The following is a 19,120-nucleotide window of genomic DNA, read 5'->3' as shown; positions in this document are numbered from 1 at the left end:
GTAGCCCTACTCGCCCCCGTAATGCGGGGGCTTTTCGTTTTCCCAGTATTGAAGCTGATCAAGCGCTGGTGGTTCGTCCTCGTCGAGGATCACCCGACGTTGTTCGTCTGCTGAGGGCCGCTCAGCCGGACTATCGGCCAGGCGGTCATAATCAACGTCCGACACCCTGCGGGCCCTTCTCCTTTGCCGCGGCCCCGAATACTTGCTCACGCCAGCGAGTACCTGTTTAAGTCGCTGATCAAATGAGTAACCAAAGGCGCGAAGGTGGATACACCGTCGCGGATCGCTTGACGCGACGGCGCCAAGTTAACGACCACGGTGGAACCGGACACACCGCAGATACCGCGGGAAGTGCAGGCATCCACGGCACCGCAGGCTTGGCCCGAGGAGCGGATCGCTTGTCCCACACCCGGCACCAGGGTGTCGATGACCGCGCGCGTCGCCTCTGGGGTCTTATCGCGCGGTCCGACGCCGGTGCCCCCGAGGGTAAGCACAAGGTCGACACCGCCGACCACACCCGTCTCAATCGCTTTCCGGATCGCCGCCTTTTTCGACTTCACACGCACAACCGCGTCGACGGTGAAATTATATTCCTGGAGAAGTTCGCAGATGAGACGGTCAGTGTCGTCATCCTTCGCCTCGAAGCGGTGATCGGACACGAGCACTACCAAGGCACGCGGGGTCAGTGGCTGCGCCTCAAGCTCGGCTGCCAGGAGGACTGATTCGTCTGGCTCGTTGAGGTCAAGCGTATCGAGCGAGTTCGGCATGGCGATCTCCTTGTATAAAGTGCGCGCGTTTCCGATATGAATTTACTCGGAACTAAGCGTTACATCTACCGGTCTGGCGTCTTCACCTTCGCCGGAGCGGACCATAAGCGTCACCTGCTCCCCGAAGTCGCGGGAGCGGGTCGCGGCGATCAGCGCGTCCGCCGAATCGATGCGACGTTCATTTAACTGCGTAATTACGTCTCCCGGCCGCAGCCCCGCCTGCTCGCCCGGGCTGCCTGGCTCCACCGCTACGACGAGAGCTCCCCCACCGGAGCGGATATCTACCTGAACACCAAGCATGGGCTGAGTAGCTTTACCTGAGTCAATTAACTGCTGTGCGACTCGTTTCGCAAAATTCGAGGGAATAGCAAAGCCCAGACCGATCGAACCGGCGGCGCCTTCTGCCCCGCCCCTGCCCGGCGACAGGGAGGCGATCACGGAGTTCATGCCGATCAAGTTTCCGTTCATGTCCACCAGGGGGCCGCCGGAGTTGCCAGGGTTGATGGCGGCATCGGTTTGGATGCCGTCCATCAGGGAACTATCGCTGCCGCCCTGAGACGCTCTCACAGGGCGGTTCAAAGCAGAAACGATACCGCTGGTCACTGTCGCCGAAAGCCCCAGCGGGGAGCCGACTGCCACAACGTCTTGACCCACCTTCAACTGATCGGAATCACCGAAGGAGATCACCGGCAGACCTTCTACTCCCTCAATTTTGAGCACTCCGACATCGGTGTTGACGTCGGAGGCGATAAACCGGGCCGCATGGCGGGTGCCGTCGTTGAGCGTGACGTCAATCTTTGCCCCTCCCGCGGCCGCATCGGCGATGACGTGGTGGTTGGTCAGCACGTAGCCGTCCGAGGAAATGATAGAGCCGGAGCCCTCCGACATGCCCCTCAAAGACTCGACACCGATGGAGACGACAGCAGGCAGGACCTGGTCAGCGACAGCTTCCACGGAACCCTCTCCCACCGGGAGCGCTTCCGTTTTGTTTTCATTGGGCTGCTCAAGGGCGGAAACTTGCTGCGGCGGGTTCGCGGCACTTCCCGCCAGGTAACCGGCACCGCCGCCGGCCGCCAGGGCGGTAACCAGCGCTACAGCGAGAACTGGGGCCGAACTGGGGCGCTTCGGTTGCGCAACGTCGTATTCGGTGGTCATGGCGGGTAATTGTGCTCTCTCGTGCTGAAGGCGTACTTGAATACGGGAAAACCTTAGCGCAACATTAGCTGGGCACTAGCTGTGAGAGTCGCACCGGGTTCGGCTGGGGCGGTACAAACTCGCCGTCAAGCACGAAAAACCGGGCACCTCTTTCGAGGTGCCCGGTAATAAGCAGTTGTGTTTAGAACTGCTCGACGTCGATCAGGCCCGCCTGGGCTGCCTTGATCAGGCGGCGCGGGATGCGCACTTCCTGGCCGTCAATCTTGACGGTCTGCAGCTCGGCGTTGTCGGCCTTCCACTGCGAACGGCGCGAGCGCGTGTTTGCGCGGGACTTGCGGAACTTGGGGGTTGCCATAGTCTAGTTCTCCTCCTTCGACCTGTAGTTAGTTTGCGGACTTCTTCTTGCGGCGAGCCATGCCACCAAAGCGCTTGTTGAACTTCTCAACGCGGCCTGCGGTGTCCATGAGACGCTGTGCGCCGGTCCAAAACGGGTGCGACTCGGAGGTCACATCGACGACGATAAGCGGGTACTCGTTGCCGTCTTCCCAGGTGTCCTTGCGGTCGGAGGTCATGGTGGAACGGGTCAGGAACTTGTGTCCAGTGTTACCGTCCTGGATGATCACCGGGTGGTAATCCGGGTGAATATCATTTTTCATAGGTTGATTCGTCTCCCTCAGGATTGAACTTCAGGTCGGTTCCCTTTTTTTTGACAAAGACCGTGCCTGAGTTGGGTGCGAAAGTTACGTCAGGTGATCAGCCTGAGCTGAACAACCTGCAAGATAATACCCGCTGGCACCGCCTTTTCCTAATTCCACCATTTCAGGCTGACTTTCGGTCCGCTTGTGCGCACACCTGAAAACCGTTGCGCTGCAAAGCTAGCGCTTGGCGGAGACCACCCGCACCCCATTTCTCCTGTTGCCCTCCGCCCGCCTTTTCATACGTATAGACGGTGCATAACTGCTTCGATGGGTCCGCGCTGGAAGCGCCGCAGCCACATTGCGCTCAATGCGATCATCACTGCGCAGATCAACAAGTACACGGCGATCACCCCGAGCCTGCCGTCAATGCGGCGCGCTAAGCCCAGCCCAAAATCGTAAAACAGCACAGACGCGATGAGGTTTTGCAGGATATAGCACGTCAGCGCCATCCTTCCCACCGCAGTCAAAGCAGCACCTACCGTCCCGAGTTGGTTGTCGCGCCGGACGTAATACTCCGCAATCAGCGCGAGCACACCGAAGGCGACCAATGCGGAGGTAACGTAGCGCGTCGTCATCCCTGTGGCTGAGGTGGCAAAGAAGCGAAGCCCCCAGTCCAGCGGCAAGCCGATGGCAAGCCCGACGAAAAGGACTCGGCGCCGCAGCAGTGTGCGGCGGGCTTCAAACAGCCCGGCGCGGTACAGCCGGGCACCAATGAGGAACATGGCCAGTCCCATCGTGAAGAGGATCGGGATTTCTACGCGGCCTTGCGCAAAGTTGGTCACGCGGGTGTAAACCATGTCGGTGTAGCTGGAGGTGGAGTCGTAGAACTGAAGTGTCCCCGCCATTTCCGCTCGTTCCTCCTCGGTGGCAGTTTTCATGGCGTAGGCAACCGCGACGTCCAGAAGTCCGATAATCGCGATGTGTCCCAGCAGTGCGACCCACATGAGAACTTTTTGCACCTTTTCACTCCGCGCGAGGATGGGCGCTACGGCGAGTGCGGTAAGTCCGTACCCCAGCAAGACGTCGAACTCGAAAACGAAGATGTAGTTGAGTAACCCCTCGACCGCCAGCAAGGCCGCGCGCCAGTAGTATGCTCCGGGCCACCTTTTCCCCTTGCGCAGCGCCGACTGTCGCTGGATTTCCATTCCGATGCCAAACATGATGGTGAGCAAGCCGAGGAACTTCCCGTCGGTGACGAGGTGAAGGGCGGCGTCGACAATCGCCCCTTCTTCTCCCGCAGAAATGCTGCGCGCCAGGGTGTATTCACTGGAGCCGAACAACTCTTTCATAGCCGAAGACGACCCCGCGTAGATCCAAATATTGGTGGCTAAGGTTCCTAAGATGGCTATGCCTCGGGCAACGTCGAGCGCGACGATGCGCGTGCTTGCAGGAGCTGAGGTTTTCACTACAGGAACTCTACTGGACCCAGATTAGGAAATCGGCTGCTAACCCTGTAGTGTTTACTCTCGCTGTTGTCGAAGTACACGTATACGCCTGCGTCAACCGATTGCTTTCGGCACCCCCGGCCCCCTCACATGCCGGGCGCGGTGCCACCTTTCACCGGCAATCTGAAGCGTGGGCGGCAGAAGAGAAAGAAGCTAACCCATGTCGGCACATTGCCAGGTCACGGGACGTAAGCCGCAGTTTGGCAAAACCGTCTCGCACTCGCACCGCCGCCACTCGCGCCGTTGGAACCCCAACGTGCAGAAGCGCCGGTTTTACCTGCCCTCCGAGGGTCGCACCATTACCCTGAGGGTTTCCACCAAGGGCCTCAAGATCATCGACCGCGACGGCATCGAGTCCGTTGTCGCTGCTATCCGCGCACGAGGTGAGAAGATCTAATGGCACGTAACGATATCCGCCCGATCATCAAGCTGAAAAGCACTGCGGGCACTGGTTACACCTACGTAACCCGTAAGAACAAGCGCAACAACCCGGATCGTCTTTCCATGAAGAAGTACGACCCGGTTGTCCGCAAGCACGTCGAATTCCGCGAGGAGCGATAATTTATGGCTAAGAAGTCAAAGATCGCCAAGAACGAGAAGCGCAAGGAGATCGTCGCTCGCTACGCGGAGCGTCGCGCTGAGCTCAAGGCAATCATCCGCAACCCCGAGACGTCCGACGAGGACCGTCTCGAGGCCCAGTTCGAACTGAACCGCCAGCCGCGCGATGCCTCCCCGGCTCGCGTGCGCAACCGCGATGCACATGATGGTCGCCCCCGCGGCTACCTCCGCAAGTTCGGTCTGTCCCGTGTCCGTATGCGCGAGATGGCTCACCGTGGTGAGCTGCCGGGCGTTCGTAAGTCTTCGTGGTAAGGAGGAGCCTGAAACTATGAAGCGTAACAATCACCGTAAGGCGCGCATGGAGCAGTCCCGCCGCCCGAAGAAGAACCCGCTGAAGGCCAAAGGGATCGAGCAGGTCGATTACAAAGACATTGAGACTTTGCGTCTTTTCATCTCTGATCGCCACAAGATCCGTTCCCGTCGCGTTACCGGTTTGACGCCGCAGCAGCAGCGTCAGGTCGCCACCGCGGTCAAGAATGCCCGCGAAATGGCTCTTTTGCCGTTCACCAGCCGCTAGAAGCCGGTTGACGATAACAGCGTAGAGTCTTCCGACGCACCCGCCCCGAGCAATCGAGGCGGGTGTATTTTTGTGTAAGAACCTAAGAAAGGATGAGGAATGGCTGGCCGACCGCGCAAGAACAGCCCCCGTCGCGTGGGGAGAACTGCCCGCGAGGAAATTCTCGATGCCTCCTCTGAACTCTTCACCACCCAGGGTTTCGCCACGACCTCTACGCACCAGATCGCGGAGGCTGTTGGGATCCGTCAGGCGTCGCTGTACTACCACTTCCCTTCGAAGGCGGATATTTTCCTTACCTTGTTGATGGAGACGGTGCAGCCAGCCTTGGATCTCGCTTCCGAGCTCGCGGATTCCGATGAGTCGCCGTCGCTGAAGTTGTGGGCGCTTGTGGCGGCGGAGACACGGATTTTGCTGTCTTCTGGGTGGAACATCGGTCGGCTTTACCAGCTACCGACGGCTCTGTCTGAGGAATTCAAGGACTACCACGCGGCGCGCACGGAGCTTGAGGGCATTTTCCGCACCTTGGCGGCGCGCATTGTGGGTGATGACGATCCGCGTATCGAGTTGCCTTTTCACATGACTTTGTCGGCAGTAGAGATGCGCGACAATACCGGTAGCGCACCTTATCCGCTTGTCGACGACGCCTTGCCCGCCCCTTCCGTCATGATCGCCGATGCAGTACTTGACGTGTTGCACGCCGAGTTGCCCGCTAACCGCGGTATGCGCACGCTCAGTCTGGTTTCGCGGGAGAAGTAGGTCGGTGAGGTCTGACTACCCAGAAACGGCTGAGGTTGGCGGCGCCGCGAAGGGTATGAAGCTTAGTGCTTATCGACGATAACCGCACACGACCTTGGGCAGGTTCGCGCTCAACTCCTCCAACGTTTCCGCGATCTCATCGGCCATTTCCTGCGCTTCTTCGTAGCTGCCGGAGTCAGGCTGCACGATGAGGGAGACAGCAATCTCGCCGCCTGTGGGGTGCGGGATGAGCCCCATTTGGCGCACGAGGTAGTTGCCATCTTCGTCGTCGCCCCACCCACCTTTGAACTTCGCTTCATCGATGCGGCCCAGGCCGTAAGACTGCTCATCGACGACTTTAGCCATCAACTTCAAGACGGGCTGCGCGTTATCCATGCACGGCAAGCGGGAGGCGAGGGCCGCCTCTTGGCTGGGGGTTAATTCCACCTCGCCCAGCGGTTCACGGACTTTCGTTTTCATTGCGACACCGGCTTTTTTGAACACGTTATCCACAGCGCCTTCACTCAAGCCAGACCACAATTGCCACGCCGCATCATTGTCGGAATAGGTCATAGCTGCCGGCGCGAGCATGTTCGCAAGGTCGGCGTTTTCTTCGAAAGCCGCTACAGCGATGGGCACTTTGATGGTGGACCAGGCAAATTGGGCCTCGTTGCTGCCCCACACCCTCACCGCGTCGGGGCCGGCGACGGCAATTCCCACCACGCCGCCGTGGTTTTCTTCCAGCGAAGCGACGAGGTCGTGGAGGCTTGCTATAGTCGCCTCGTCCCAGACCGATGTGGCCACCACCGGCGGGCGCGCAGGTGGTTCATCTTCGGGTGCAGCCGCGCAGGCGGTGAGCAGCAGCACCGCGAGAACACTGAGGATCTTTCGCACTGGTTTAGTGGCTGAAGTGGCGCGTTCCGGTCAGGTACATGGTCACGCCAGCTTCCTTGGCGGCGGCGATGACTTCCTCGTCACGAATCGAACCGCCCGGCTGGACGACCGCGCGCACTCCGGCGTCGCTAAGCACCTGGAAGCCGTCAGCGAAGGGGAAGAAGGCATCCGAGGCGGCCACTGCCCCATTGGTGCGGTTGCGCCCCTCATCGAGGGTGTTGGCACGCTCCACCGCCAGCTTCGCCGAGTCAACGCGGTTGACCTGTCCCATGCCGATTCCCACCGAGGCGTTGTCAGACGCAATGAGGATGGCGTTGGACTTCACGCAACGCACGGCACGCCAGGCGAACTCAAGCTCCGCGAGCATTTCTTCGGAGGCCGCCTCACCCGCCACCAATTTCCAGTTCTGCGGGTCGTCGCCCTCTGCCTGGTAGGCGTCGCGGTCTTGAATGAGCATACCACCGAAAATGGGGCGAAACTCCAGGTCGATCTGCCGCGGCTCCACTTCGAGGATGCGCAGGTTCGGCTTCTCCTGCAACACCTTAAGCGCATCCGGAGCGTACGACGGGGCAACAATGACCTCAGTGAAAATGGGCTTGACCTGTTGAGCCATTTCGAGTGTGACTTCGCGGTTCGCCGCGATGACCCCACCGTAGGCGGAGACGGGGTCGCACGCGTGGGCTTTTTGATGGGCCTGCGCGATGGATTCGTCGGATACTGCCACGCCGCAGGGGTTGGCGTGCTTGATGATGGCCACGCACGGGCGCTCGTGGTCCCAGGCGGCGCGCCAAGCGGCATCAGCGTCTTGGTAGTTGTTGTAGCTCATTTCTTTGCCGCCGTGTTGGGTGGCGTTTGCAAGCCCCCAGCCCTCGCTGGCGAGGCAGGCAGACTGGTGCGGGTTCTCGCCGTAGCGCAGTTCGACGGAGGCCTTGCCTCCAAGCTGGCTTTCCATCCAGTCGGCGACTTCCGCGTCGTAGCTCGCGGTGTGGGCAAAGGCGGCAGCGGCCAGCGAACGACGCTCACCTTCCGTAAAGCCGCCCTTGTCGAGGGCCTCGATGAGGTCGCCGTACTGGTTGGGGGAGGTCACGACGGCAACCGACGGGTGGTTTTTCGCTGCGGCGCGCACCATGGAAGGCCCCCCGATGTCGATCTGTTCGACACACTCGTCGAAGCTGGCGCCGGACTTCACCGTCTCCTCGAAGGGGTACAGGTTGGCTACGACAAGCTGGAAAGGCTCAATTTCGAGATCTTTGAGCTGCTGCACATGGTCGTCTTTGCGCAGATCAGCGAGGATACCAGCGTGGACACGCGGGTGGAGGGTCTTCACGCGACCCTCAAGTACCTCTGGGAAACCGGTCAGCTGCGCCACCTCGGTCACTGCGACACCAGCGTCGGCGATGCGCTTGGCCGTAGAGCCTGTGGAGATGATTTCCACCCCGGCTTTGCCGAGGGCGGCGGCGATTTCTTCCAGCTCAGTTTTATCGTAGACGCTGATGAGGGCGCGCCTGATCGGGGTGCGGTTATCCGTCATGGGAACGTGACCTTTCCGTTTTCTTCGTTGGTGTGTGTGCGGCGCAAAACATCGACGATCAGCGCCCGCTCTTGTTGTTTGATCCGTTCGTGGAGTTCATCTTCGGATTCCCCGTCGAGGACCGTGACTGCCTTTTGCGCAATGATTTTGCCGGTGTCGACACCCTCATCAATAAAGTGCACAGTGGTGCCGGTGACTTTGACTCCGTAGGCGAGAGCGTCGCGCACCGCGTGCGCCCCCGGAAAGGCCGGGAGAAGCGCTGGGTGGGTGTTGATAAGTTTGCCCTCGAAGCGGTCGAGGAACTCCCGCCCCAGAATCTTCATAAAGCCAGCCGAGACAACCACATCCGGCGCGGCCGCGGCAACCGTCTCCCGCATCCTGATGTTCCACGTGCTGCGGTCCTCCCCCAAAGAGACGACCTTCGTGTCTACCCCTGCAGATTCCGCCCGCGCCAGCGCCGGGCAGTCCTGGTCTGCTACAACCAAGTTGACACGGTAGTCCTCCCCCTGATTGTCCAGGATAGCTTGGAGCAGCGTCCCCGACCCGGAGACGAGCACGACAACGGATACGGCGGAGCTCTCAGTCACGTTGTCCAATCTTAGCTCTCAGACTTCGGGGAGCGCAGACGAGCCACGAGATGAGCCAGCACCCCGACGAGAAGCGCCCAGACGAACGCAAGACCCGCGTAGATCAGCGGGTTGACCCCGACATAGCCGTAGGCTCCCACTGCCCCTCCAGCGCAAAAGGACAAGACCAAACACGCCAGCGCTGTCCAGGCTGCGGTCACGGTGGCGTCGATAAGCGAAGGCGTGTGACGCAGCACATAAGCGAAAATGACAGCCGGCACAATCATCAACACTGGGGCCCACGCGGCAACCTGACCCGGCAGCGCCGCCAACAACGGAAGCGGTGGCACCGCAACGGCGTCGATGACGAACAAAGAAACAGACCCTCCCGCCATGCCCATGGCGCCACCCAACATCAGCCCAAGCATTTCGACGGCCGCATTCGGGACGTACGCGAGAGACAAAAGCAAAAGATTGATGAGCCCGGGCGTCGAAAGCACCGGAAACTCAGCTAAAAGCTCCCTCAACCGCTCAACCGACGCGATCAGCAGCCCGGCGTAGACCACAGTGGCGCCCCCAAGCGCGAAAACCACCGCCCGCAAAGCGACAACAGCATCATCGACGACAAACTCCGCAACCCCGTAGCGGCGCGCCACAGCACGCCACAGAGTCGGCCCCATCCCCAACACCATGCCCAGAAAAGACATGAGCAGGGGCATGAGAAACACTGCCGCAACCGGAGGCACGCCGAGAGCGAAGACGGTCGCCGCGTCCGCCACCATGAACAAGGCCACGCCGGAGCCGACAAGGGAAAAACCGGCGAGAAGGCCCCCGATAGTAACGAGGTCGGCGACACTGACACGCTTTTTTGTAGCTGCCCGGACGCGGGCGGCGATCAACAGCACAACTGCCACCGGCAGAAGAAGCGGAACGATGCCGATGGTGATGCCGTCAAAGCGCGCCGGGACGCCCGAGAGGATAAGCCACGAAACGCCGATAGTGCCGGGAAGGTAGCTCATCCGAGAGCCGGTCAGAAGGATGGTGGCTAAACACACCAGAACCACTAACAGAGCGATAATAGCGTGCGGCACGCCCGCGACCGGCAGGTAATGCCGGATTCGCTGACCCCATGTTTCGGGGGTGCGCGGCTCCTCTTTGCGTCGAGCCGTCGCACTTACGCGACCTCGGACGGGACGGGTCTTCGAGGTCTTTGGGGGCCGGTGATTAGAGTTGCTGCTCATTGTTACTTAACTCTGCCACAAAGAAAGTTTTGGGTTTGGCTTGCCTCTACGAAACCGATTCGTTACAGTTACGCTTCGTAGATAACGGTCCGGTTACAATCCCACTGCGTAAAGAGGCTTAAATTGAGCGTATTCACTTCCACGGCGCGCAAGGGCGGCAAGCACCGCAAGCAGTCCCCCAATATGGGGCGCGTCGCAGTCGTCGCGGTTGCCACCGGCGCAGTCTCCACCGCGGGAGTCTCTGGCGCTGCGGCAGCCAAGTCCTCCGAGCCGACAGTGAATTACGAGCTCGCCTCCGACACCAGCGTCTTAGAGGCAGTCAGGGCAGAGGCGACCCCTCAGATTCTTGCCATCTCTGAGTACAAGCCGATCGAAAACTTGGCCGAGCAGCTCAACAAGGCAGTCGAGCACTCTGATGTGCTGGCCAAGCTCGACGAGGCCGCCCGCGGCCCGCTCAACATCAAACCCGCCGAGGGCGTGTTCACCTCCGGCTTCGGCGCCCGCTGGGGCGCGATGCACAACGGTGTCGACATCGCCAACGCCATTGGCACCCCGATCCGCGCCGTCGGAGATGGAGTGGTCATTGACGCCGGCCCCGCCCAGGGATTCGGCAACTGGGTTCGCATTAAGCACCCTGACGGCGCAGTGTCGGTCTACGGCCACATGTCCGCCGTTGGGGTGTCTGTGGGCCAGCAGGTCAAGGCGGGCGATCAGATCGCCAGCATGGGCAATGAGGGGTTTTCCACTGGCTCCCATCTGCACTTTGAGATCCACCCGGATGGCACCACCCCGGTCGACCCTGTGCCGTGGCTCGCGGCCCGTGGCATCACGCTCTAAAGCTCCAAATAAGGCCTTTTCTCCTCACCGCAGCGGGTGGGGAGTTTTTCTTTTTCCGCTCCCCTTTTCAACCAATTTCCACTTTGTCACATTTTTCACTTGCGTAACACAAGTATCTGGCATAGGTTTTAACGGGATAAACGGCCACTGACATGAAAAGGCTCACACACCAATGAAGCACCCCCTCATTACCATTGCTGCGGCAGCGGCCGTCACACTCGGCTGCGTTGCTGTCCCGGCAACCGCCCTCACCGTCACCTTCGGCGGCCAACCGATCACCGCTGACGTGCAGACCATCGAGTCACTGATGAAGGCCGCAGCGAACATCAGCGTCAAAGGCGCCACCCTCAAGGCAGGCGACTACACCGTGGCCTTCGACCCCCGCATCCTCGACCAGGAACATGGAGTAAGTTCTCCCCCACCAGGCAACTTCGTTCCCCCACAGCGCGGCCAGACCGCCGATGGGCGCACCGTCGTCCTCCCTGCCTCCGGGCGCGTCAGCTCCGGCTTCGGTATGCGCTGGGGCGCGATGCACCAAGGCGTAGACATTGCCAACCAGATGGGCACGCCGATCTACGCCGCCATGGACGGCACAGTGACCACCGTTGGCCCAGCCCGCGGCTTCGGCAACTGGGTCGTTATCAAACACGACAACGGCGAGGAGACTGTCTACGGACACATGCGCACCTACAGCGTCTCCGTGGGCCAGCGTGTCACTGCCGGCGATCAAATCGCCGAGATGGGCAGCGAGGGCCACTCCACCGGCCCCCACCTCCACTTCGAGATTAAACCGGATGGAGTCACCCCGGTCGACCCGCAGCAGTGGCTGCGGCAGCAGGGCATCAACATCTAGAGCTTTTCCATGGGCAGGCCGCCGATAAGCATGAGGCGCACCGTGCCCGAGGAGCCGAAATCGATCGTCGCAGTCTCGCGCACCCCCGAGCCCTCCACGGTCAAAACGGTACCGAGCCCGTATTTTGCGTGTTCGACCCGATCACCCGCCCGCAGGTGCAGATTCTTGTTCACCTTCCGCGCCGCGCGGCGCGGGCTAGTCCACGAGGACGTCTGCTCACCACGACGCCAGTCGATCAGCTCATCAGGCACCTCGTTTAAAAAGCGGCTGGCCGGGTTGGTCACCGGGCTGCCCCACGATGAACGCAGGGACGCCCGCGTAAGGTAAAGCCTCTTTTTCGCGCGGGTGATGCCGACATACGCCAGGCGGCGCTCCTCCGCCAGCTCCTCCGGGTCACCCAACGCACGCAAATGCGGAAACTGCCCATCCTCCCAACCGGTAACAAACACGTAGGGAAACTCCAACCCCTTCGCGGTGTGCAAGGTCATCAGGGTGACCACACCGAGTTCATTGTCCGGTAGCTGGTCCGCGTCCGCGACCAAAGAAACCTTTTCCAAAAAAGCTTCAAGGCCGCCGGGATCCGGCTCGCCTTCATCCCTTTCGTCCATAGTAAGCTGCGCCTCGGAGCTGAACTCGCGGGCCACCGAGACAAGTTCGTTGAGGTTATCCAGGCGCGCCCCATCCTGCGGGTCCTTAGACGCTTCCAGCTCCGCGCGGTAGCCGGTGAGATCTAGCACGCCGGCAATCAACTCCCCCAAATCCCCGTCGTGGCTGCGCAGCGTCTCCATCATCTCGACGAACTTCGCGATGGAATTGCGTGCCCGCGGGGCCACCCCGGTGACCTCTCCACGCGCTGCCGCCTCCAGGGCCGCGCCGAAACTGATGCCATGGTTTTCTGCATGCAACGCCACCATCGCCTGAGCCTTGTCCCCGATCGCGCGCCTCGGCACGTTGACAATGCGCCGCAGCGCCACCGTGTCATCGGGGTTAAGCACAGCTTTGAGGTAGGCCACCACGTCGCGCACTTCCCGACGCTCATAAAAGCGCGTCCCACCCACCACCTTGTATGGGATGCCGGAACGGATAAAAACCTCCTCCAGGGCGCGAGAGGCGTTGTTGGTCCGGTACATCACCGCAATATCGGAGTAGTCAACCCCGAGAGCGTCAATCTCCGAGGCAATGAAGCGGGCCTCGTCATGTTCGTTGTCCGCGACATAGCCGACAATCTTGTCCCCCGCGCCGAGGTCAGTCCACAGGTTCTTCGGTCGCCGTCCTTCGTTTTGGGAAATCACCGCGTTCGCCGCGCTCAAGATGGTCTGCGTGGAGCGGTAGTTTTGCTCCAGCATGATCGTGGTGGCCTCCGGGTAATCGCGCTCAAATTCCTCGATGTTGCGGATAGTGGCGCCACGGAAAGCGTAGATGGACTGGTCAGAATCACCCACCACCGCAAGCTCCGGGGCGTCGGCCCCGTCACCTACCAGGGTGCGCACGAGCACGTACTGGGCGTGGTTGGTGTCTTGATACTCGTCGACCAACACATGACGGAAGCGACGACGGTAGTAATCGGTGATCTGGGGGTGCTCCTTGAAAACTCGCACGACCTCACCGATCAAGTCGTCGAAGTCCAACGCATTCGATTGACGTAAGCGACGCTGGTATTCGCCGTAGACCTGGGCGACAGTGGTGTCGAAGGGGTTTCGTGTTCGGGTGGCGCCCGCAAGCGCTTCCTGCGGCTCGACCAGCTCGTTTTTATGGTTCGAGATCGCGTTCGACAGGGTGCGCGCAGAAAACTTCTTTAGGTCAAGGTTGAAGTCCTTGGCAATCATCGTGAGCAAACGGCGCGAGTCGTCCGCGTCGTAGATAGTGAAATTGGTGTTGAGCCCAGGCACGAGGTGCGCCTGCTGGCGAAGGATGCGCACGCAGACCGAGTGGAAGGTAGCCACCCACATGCGCTCAGCTTCCGGGCCGACAAGGTGGGAAACACGCTCGCGCATTTCGCTGGCAGCTTTGTTAGTGAAGGTGATGGCGAGGATTTGCCAGGGTGGAACACCCCGGTTTTGGATCAGGTACGCCACGCGCCGAGTCAGCACTGCGGTCTTGCCTGAACCAGCGCCGGCGACGATCAGCAGCGGCGAGCCGGTGTGCTTTACGGCGGCTTCTTGTTGCGGGTTGAGCCCCAAAACGAGATCTGAATTCATGATGTGTTCCATGGTGGCATAATCACCGGACATGAGCGATTTTGAGGTCCGCATGCCCTCGGGAACAGATGACCCCCTCTCCGACGCGGAGATTCAGCAGTACCGCAAGGAAATCGACCGCCTTGACCGGGTGATTCTTGACGCGGTCAAGCGCCGTTCCGAGGTTTCCGCGGCGATCGGCAAAACCCGCATGGGCTCCGGGGGAACGAAACTGGTGCATACGCGCGAGGTAGCTATCATCAACCAGTTCCGCGACGAACTGGGAGAGGAAGGGCCAGCGCTGGCGGCGATTTTGCTGCGTCTCGGGCGCGGAAAGCTAGGTTAGCCACTAGCGTTGAAGCTATGACTTCACCACAGCACACCTCCGCCTGGACTCACCTCGCACAACTTTTCGCCGACAAGCAGTCCATGACGTTACGCGAGCTTTTCGCTGCCTCTCCGTCTCGCGCCCGGGACCTCACCTTCGACGCAGCCGGCCTCCACGTCGACCTGTCGAAGAACCTCGTCGACTCCGAGGTCCTTTCCGCCCTGGTCGATCTCGCCGAAGAAACTGGTCTGCGCGGGCGCATCGACGCGATGTTTCAGGGCGAGAAGATCAACTCCACTGAGGCCCGCTCAGTGCTGCACACCGCCTTACGCCTGCCGGTGGACAAAGACCTCACTGTCGACGGGCAAGACGTCGCCGCCGACGTTCACGAAGTTTTAGGGCGCATGCGCGATTTCACCGCCGCGCTGCGCTCGGGCGAGTGGCTGGGGGCGACGGGGCACACCATTAAGAAGGTTGTCAACATCGGCATCGGCGGTTCAGACCTCGGCCCCGCCATGGCCGCCCGCGCCCTGCGCGCTTATGCCACCGCCGGCATCACCGCTGAGTTCGTCTCCAACGTCGACCCAGCCGACTTGAGCGCCGTCCTTGACGGCCTCAACCCCGAAGAAACCCTCTTTGTTGTGTCCTCGAAGACTTTCACCACGCAAGAAACGCTCGCCAACGCCAACGCCGCAAAGCAGTGGCTGATCAGCGCTCTCGGGGCCGACGCCGTGGCCAAGCATTTCGTAGCCGTGTCTACGAACGAGGAAAAGGTGGCCGCCTTCGGCATCGACACCGCGAACATGTTTCCTTTCTGGGACTGGGTCGGCGGGCGCTACTCCGTCGATTCTGCGATTGGCCTGTCGCTGATGGCCGTGATCGGCCCGATGGACTTCATGCGTTTCCTCGCAGGCTTCCACGCGATGGACACCCACTTCGCGCAGGCTGATTTCTCCGCAAACATCCCCGTTCTCATGGCACTGGTTAACATTTGGTACCGCAACTTCCACAAGGCGCAAAGCCACGCGGTGTTGCCTTACTCGGAGGACCTTGCCCGCTTCCCCGCCTACCTGCAGCAGCTCACCATGGAGTCAAACGGCAAGTCGGTGACCATCGACGGCACTGCCGTCGACTACGACACCGGCGAGATCTTCTGGGGTGAGCCGGGCACCAACGGCCAGCACGCTTTTTTCCAGCTCCTGCACCAGGGAACCACACTGGTACCCGCCGACTTCATCGGTTTTGCCGAACCCCACGAGGACTTCGCCCCCATGCATGATCTGCTGATGGGCAACTTCTTCGCCCAAACGAAGGTGCTGGCTTTCGGCAAAAGCCTTGACGAGCTGGAACGGGAGGGCGTCGACAAGCAACTTGCGCCGCACAAGGTGATGCCCGGCAATCGGCCGTCGACCACAATCCTCGCCGACAAGCTCACACCTTTTAGCCTCGGCGCTCTCATCGCACTCTACGAACACATCGTGTTTACGCAGGCCGCCATCTGGGGCATAAACGCTTTCGACCAATGGGGCGTGGAACTAGGCAAACAGCAGGCCAACGACCTTTTCGCGGCCGTGACCGGCGAGGTCGAGCCGAATTCCGGCGACAGTTCCACCGACGCGCTGATCGCCTGGTACAGGAGCAAGAGATAAATGGGCGACTCAATTTCTACCGACACGTACACCCCGCGGCAACGCACGGTCTACCGCAAACGCCTCGAAGACGAACTGGAGGTCTTTGACCGGCATCTGCAGGGCGCCCGCTTCATCAGCAAAGGCACCATCGGGCTTGAGCTCGAACTCAACCTTGTCGACGACACCATGCAGCCCGCCCCGAAGAACAAACAAGTGCTGTCCCACCTTTCGGACGACTACCAGTCTGAAATCGGCTCCTACAACGTCGAGCTAAACCTGCCTCCCCAAAGCATCGAGGGCGATGGGCTCGTCTCCTTAGAAAAAGAGTTGAGCGAGCGGCTCCGGAAAGTCCATGAAGCCGCCAAGAAGGAGGGCACGCACCTGGCGATGATCGGCACCTTGCCGACAATGACCACCGAATTCCTCTCCGACCCGGCCTGGATGACGCAGGAAAACCGCTACCACGGGCTGAACAACTCCATCATGGAGTCGCGCGGCGAGCTGGTTCACATGGATTTATCGCGGGTGGAAAGCTACTCCCACCAATTTGAAGACATCGCCACTGAATCGACCTGCACGTCGATGCAGCTTCACCTCCAGGTTGCCCCCGACCGCTTCCCCCACGCGTGGAACGCCTCTCAGGCGATTGCGGGCGTCCAGGCGGCGTTGAGCGCGAATTCCCCGCTGTTTATGGGACACCGCCTCTGGCACGAGTCGCGCATCCCGGTGTTTAAACAAGCCATAGACACACGCACCAAGGAACTGATCAACCAAGGGGTGCGTCCCCGCGTTTGGTTTGGGGAGCGCTGGATCACCTCCGTATTCGACCTTTTTGAGGAAAACGTCAAATACTTCTCCCCTCTCATCCCCGAAGGTCGCATCAGCGCACGCAAGCCGATCATGCTCGGCGACAGCCCTGGTTTGCACTACCTCAACCTGCACAATGGCACGGTGTGGCGGTGGAACCGCCCGATCTACGATCCCAGCGGTGAACTTTCGCACATCCGGGTGGAAAACCGCCTTTTGCCCGCCGGGCCGACGGTTAAAGACATCATGGCCGATGCCGCGTTTTACTACGGGATGGTGAAATACCTCGGGGAGCAGACGCGCCCGGTGTGGTCGCGGTTGACCTTCGAGCAAGCGGAGCAGAACTTCATCAATGGTGCGCGCGACGGAATGACTGCACGCATGCAGTGGCCGACGTTAGGCACCATTGAGGTTTCCAGGTTAGTCACCTCCCACCTCCTCGACCAGGCGCGTGAAGGGCTGCGCATACTCGGTGTCGATAGCAACCTCATCGATGATTACATGGGCATCATCGAGGGCCGTGCTTCTCGACGCCAAAACGGCGCCCAGTGGCAACTTGCTGCCCTCATGGAGGCCGGCCCCGGCACCCGCCCCGGTACCCCGGAGCGCGCCGCAGCACTTGCCCGTGTTCTGCGCCAGTACCTGAAAAATCAGGCGGGCGGCGCGCCGGTTCATACTTGGTCGACCGAGGTCGAGTGAGGCAGACTGGAGTGCTGCTGAGACATCGACAAGGAGATTTACATGCAAGCGATCATCGACTGGGTCGTAGAACTGATGGAACTACTCGGCGCCCCTGGCGTCGGCATCGCCATCTTGTTGGAAAACCTCTTTCCTCCGATTCCGTCTGAAGTGGTGCTGCCCTTAGCGGGGTTCACCGTGGCCCAGGGCTCGCTCAACTTCGTGTCCGTATTCATCTGGTCTGTGATCGGATCTGTCGTCGGCGCCTACGTTCTCTACGGCCTCGGCGCCTGGCTGGGTGCCGAGCGTCTGCGCCGCATCGCGGACTGGATGTGGCTGGTGAAGGCCTCCGACGTGGACGAAACCCTGGCATTTTTCAGCAAATACGGCAAGGTTTCGGTCTTTTTCGGACGCCTCGTGCCAGGCATCCGCTCCCTTATTTCCATCCCCGCGGGCCTCGACCGGATGAACCTGGTGACCTTCGGCCTGTGGACTTCTTTCGGCTCCGCCATCTGGAACGCCTTCCTCATCACCCTCGGCTTCTACCTCGGTGAGAACTGGAAAGTCGTCGAGGACTACATCAACACTTACTCCAACATTGTCTACGCCATCCTGATTCTGATAATCCTGGGTTTCTTCTTTTACTTCATTCGCCGGGCAACGAAGGAGAAGGCTGGCACGCCGGACACCACCAAATAACGCGTTCGAGGTCTCCCTCCCCGCCGAGCATGCCCTTGCGGATCAGGGTTCGGCAGCGACGACACGGCTTATTGTTGCGGCCAAAGACGTAGCTTGTCTCCCCGGCCCGCTTCACCCCTGTGGTGACGCGGACTGGGGAGTCTTTATTTGCCCACATCAATGCTCGCGCGATGCGCACATGCTTTTCCACATCCACCTCCCCGACCAGCCGCGCCGGATGGGTCCCCGCCAAAAAGTTGATCTCCGCCCGGTACTCGTTGCCGATACCGGCCGCGTTGCGTTGATTCAATAGCGCGCGCCCAATTTCCAGTTCAGGCTGCAACTTAATCCTCCGGACGACCTCCTCTTGATCGAATTCTTCTGCGAGCATATCGGGGCCGAGATATGCCATGCGCTGCTCATATTCGCGCACCGGAAAAACTTCGACCAACCCCAAGTCATGGCCGACTATTTCGATGTCGCCTTCCGCGTCCGCAAGTTGCAGCACCACCCGCGCTGTGTGGCCCGGCTTGCGCCACTTGCTGCCCACACGGTGGAAGGCCCACACCCCTTCCATCTTCAGGTGAGTGTGCAGGATTTCGGTTCCGAACTGCATGAATAGGTGTTTGCCGTAAGGCCACACCCTCTCGCAGGTCAAGCCGGTGAAGTTCACCGTCGCATACCGGGGCACGCGCAGGCTGCAGGAGCACACCTCGCGGCCCTGCATAAATGACAGGCGCTTGGCCAGTTGATAAACGCTATCGCCTTCGGGCATGTCAGGATTTTAGCGCACCCATCCCAGACAAGGCCCTCGCGTTCAAATATGCGTTCTATACATGGGTGGGTGGCGAACCCACAAAAGGGGATCACCACGGAGCAAAGATTCTCACCCGCAACCCACCTGCCAGCAACAACCTCGACGCAGTTTTTTAATCGGCGCTTGAGAAAAACCTACACCCCCGCC

23 protein-coding genes are annotated in these 19,120 nt (G+C 60.6%); 11 read left to right on the top strand and 12 right to left on the bottom strand.

Annotation, left to right across the window (positions count from 1 at the left end):
• Window positions 1-6: 6 nt before the first annotated feature.
• The 6 genes from VLL26_RS01070 to VLL26_RS01045 all read right to left on the bottom strand — a co-directional run bounded on the left by VLL26_RS01070 (window position 7) and on the right by VLL26_RS01045 (window position 4,026).
• Entirely contained in the window at window positions 7-165 is a 159-nt protein-coding gene (locus VLL26_RS01070; RefSeq protein WP_342319301.1) for a hypothetical protein, read from the bottom strand.
• 41 nt (window positions 166-206) lie between these two features.
• Complete coding sequence (locus VLL26_RS01065; RefSeq protein ID WP_342319300.1) at window positions 207-767, bottom strand: MogA/MoaB family molybdenum cofactor biosynthesis protein; 561 nt, start codon at window positions 765-767, stop codon at window positions 207-209.
• Window positions 768-809: 42 nt separating this feature from the next.
• Complete coding sequence (locus VLL26_RS01060) at window positions 810-1,922, bottom strand: S1C family serine protease (RefSeq protein WP_342319299.1); 1,113 nt, start codon at window positions 1,920-1,922, stop codon at window positions 810-812.
• A 181-nt stretch (window positions 1,923-2,103) separates the two neighbouring features.
• Window positions 2,104-2,277 (bottom strand): 50S ribosomal protein L32, encoded by a 174-nt coding sequence (gene rpmF, locus VLL26_RS01055; RefSeq protein ID WP_342319298.1) that lies wholly within the window; start codon window positions 2,275-2,277, stop codon window positions 2,104-2,106.
• A gap of 28 nt (window positions 2,278-2,305) precedes the next feature.
• Window positions 2,306-2,578, bottom strand: coding sequence for a type B 50S ribosomal protein L31 (locus tag VLL26_RS01050; RefSeq protein ID WP_342319297.1), 273 nt, complete (start codon window positions 2,576-2,578; stop codon window positions 2,306-2,308).
• A 278-nt stretch (window positions 2,579-2,856) separates the two neighbouring features.
• Window positions 2,857-4,026: a DUF418 domain-containing protein gene (locus VLL26_RS01045; protein ID WP_342319296.1), complete on the bottom strand. Its 1,170-nt coding sequence runs from the start codon at window positions 4,024-4,026 to the stop codon at window positions 2,857-2,859.
• Window positions 4,027-4,225: 199 nt separating this feature from the next.
• Between VLL26_RS01045 and rpmB the strand changes: the two genes are divergently transcribed.
• From rpmB to VLL26_RS01020, 5 genes are all read left to right on the top strand, one after another.
• Complete coding sequence (rpmB, locus tag VLL26_RS01040; RefSeq protein WP_342319295.1) at window positions 4,226-4,462, top strand: 50S ribosomal protein L28; 237 nt, start codon at window positions 4,226-4,228, stop codon at window positions 4,460-4,462.
• The gene (gene rpmG, locus VLL26_RS01035) at window positions 4,462-4,626 is read left to right on the top strand and encodes a 50S ribosomal protein L33 (RefSeq protein ID WP_342319294.1); all 165 of its coding nucleotides are present in this window, start codon (window positions 4,462-4,464) and stop codon (window positions 4,624-4,626) included. The genes rpmB and rpmG overlap by 1 nt, the downstream gene beginning before the upstream one ends.
• Before the next feature lie 3 nt (window positions 4,627-4,629).
• Complete coding sequence (gene rpsN / locus VLL26_RS01030) at window positions 4,630-4,935, top strand: 30S ribosomal protein S14 (RefSeq protein ID WP_342319293.1); 306 nt, start codon at window positions 4,630-4,632, stop codon at window positions 4,933-4,935.
• Window positions 4,936-4,951: 16 nt separating this feature from the next.
• The gene (rpsR, locus tag VLL26_RS01025) at window positions 4,952-5,200 is read left to right on the top strand and encodes a 30S ribosomal protein S18 (protein ID WP_342319292.1); all 249 of its coding nucleotides are present in this window, start codon (window positions 4,952-4,954) and stop codon (window positions 5,198-5,200) included.
• A gap of 99 nt (window positions 5,201-5,299) precedes the next feature.
• Window positions 5,300-5,956, top strand: coding sequence for a TetR/AcrR family transcriptional regulator (locus VLL26_RS01020; protein WP_342319291.1), 657 nt, complete (start codon window positions 5,300-5,302; stop codon window positions 5,954-5,956).
• 69 nt (window positions 5,957-6,025) lie between these two features.
• Here the strand turns inward: VLL26_RS01020 and VLL26_RS01015 are convergent, their stop codons facing one another.
• The 4 genes from VLL26_RS01015 to VLL26_RS01000 are packed head-to-tail and all read right to left on the bottom strand — an operon-like array spanning window position 6,026 to window position 10,167.
• Window positions 6,026-6,829: a hypothetical protein gene (locus VLL26_RS01015; RefSeq protein ID WP_342319290.1), complete on the bottom strand. Its 804-nt coding sequence runs from the start codon at window positions 6,827-6,829 to the stop codon at window positions 6,026-6,028.
• 4 nt (window positions 6,830-6,833) lie between these two features.
• Window positions 6,834-8,360 carry a bifunctional phosphoribosylaminoimidazolecarboxamide formyltransferase/IMP cyclohydrolase gene (gene purH, locus VLL26_RS01010; RefSeq protein ID WP_342319289.1) on the bottom strand — a complete coding sequence of 509 codons (1,527 nt, stop codon included), beginning with the start codon at window positions 8,358-8,360 and terminating at the stop codon, window positions 6,834-6,836.
• Complete coding sequence (gene purN / locus VLL26_RS01005; protein ID WP_342319288.1) at window positions 8,357-8,947, bottom strand: phosphoribosylglycinamide formyltransferase; 591 nt, start codon at window positions 8,945-8,947, stop codon at window positions 8,357-8,359. The genes purH and purN overlap by 4 nt, the downstream gene beginning before the upstream one ends.
• A gap of 11 nt (window positions 8,948-8,958) precedes the next feature.
• Entirely contained in the window at window positions 8,959-10,167 is a 1,209-nt protein-coding gene (locus VLL26_RS01000; RefSeq protein WP_342319287.1) for a DUF6350 family protein, read from the bottom strand.
• Window positions 10,168-10,350: 183 nt separating this feature from the next.
• Here VLL26_RS01000 and VLL26_RS00995 point away from each other — a divergent pair, with 183 nt between their 5' ends.
• Together VLL26_RS00995 and VLL26_RS00990 are read left to right on the top strand one after the other, a co-directional pair.
• Entirely contained in the window at window positions 10,351-11,004 is a 654-nt protein-coding gene (locus tag VLL26_RS00995; RefSeq protein WP_342320116.1) for a M23 family metallopeptidase, read from the top strand.
• A gap of 172 nt (window positions 11,005-11,176) precedes the next feature.
• On the top strand, window positions 11,177-11,857 hold the full coding sequence (locus VLL26_RS00990) for a M23 family metallopeptidase (RefSeq protein ID WP_342319286.1): 681 nt from the start codon (window positions 11,177-11,179) through the stop codon (window positions 11,855-11,857).
• Here VLL26_RS00990 and pcrA read toward each other — a convergent pair.
• A complete protein-coding gene (gene pcrA, locus VLL26_RS00985) occupies window positions 11,854-14,055 on the bottom strand; it encodes a DNA helicase PcrA (protein ID WP_342319285.1) in 2,202 nt (733 codons plus the stop codon). The two genes, VLL26_RS00990 and pcrA, sit on opposite strands and share 4 nt — an antisense overlap.
• A gap of 31 nt (window positions 14,056-14,086) precedes the next feature.
• Here pcrA and VLL26_RS00980 point away from each other — a divergent pair, with 31 nt between their 5' ends.
• The 4 genes from VLL26_RS00980 to VLL26_RS00965 are packed head-to-tail and all read left to right on the top strand — an operon-like array spanning window position 14,087 to window position 18,177.
• Window positions 14,087-14,380 (top strand): chorismate mutase, encoded by a 294-nt coding sequence (locus VLL26_RS00980; protein ID WP_342319284.1) that lies wholly within the window; start codon window positions 14,087-14,089, stop codon window positions 14,378-14,380.
• A 17-nt stretch (window positions 14,381-14,397) separates the two neighbouring features.
• A complete protein-coding gene (gene pgi, locus VLL26_RS00975; RefSeq protein WP_342319283.1) occupies window positions 14,398-16,011 on the top strand; it encodes a glucose-6-phosphate isomerase in 1,614 nt (537 codons plus the stop codon).
• On the top strand, window positions 16,012-17,499 hold the full coding sequence (locus tag VLL26_RS00970) for a glutamate-cysteine ligase family protein (protein ID WP_342319282.1): 1,488 nt from the start codon (window positions 16,012-16,014) through the stop codon (window positions 17,497-17,499). It begins immediately after the preceding gene.
• Between the two features lie 42 nt (window positions 17,500-17,541).
• A complete protein-coding gene (locus tag VLL26_RS00965; protein WP_342319281.1) occupies window positions 17,542-18,177 on the top strand; it encodes a DedA family protein in 636 nt (211 codons plus the stop codon).
• Here the strand turns inward: VLL26_RS00965 and VLL26_RS00960 are convergent.
• On the bottom strand, window positions 18,125-18,931 hold the full coding sequence (locus VLL26_RS00960; RefSeq protein WP_342319280.1) for a DNA-formamidopyrimidine glycosylase family protein: 807 nt from the start codon (window positions 18,929-18,931) through the stop codon (window positions 18,125-18,127). The genes VLL26_RS00965 and VLL26_RS00960 overlap by 53 nt on opposite strands.
• Window positions 18,932-19,120 lie beyond the last annotated feature (189 nt).

This window comes from Corynebacterium sp. BD556, assembly GCF_038452275.1.
Classification (GTDB): Bacteria; Actinomycetota; Actinomycetes; order Mycobacteriales; family Mycobacteriaceae; genus Corynebacterium; species Corynebacterium mayonis.
Note: the sequence above shows the minus strand (reverse complement) of the source record. Positions and strands in the feature narration are given on the sequence as shown.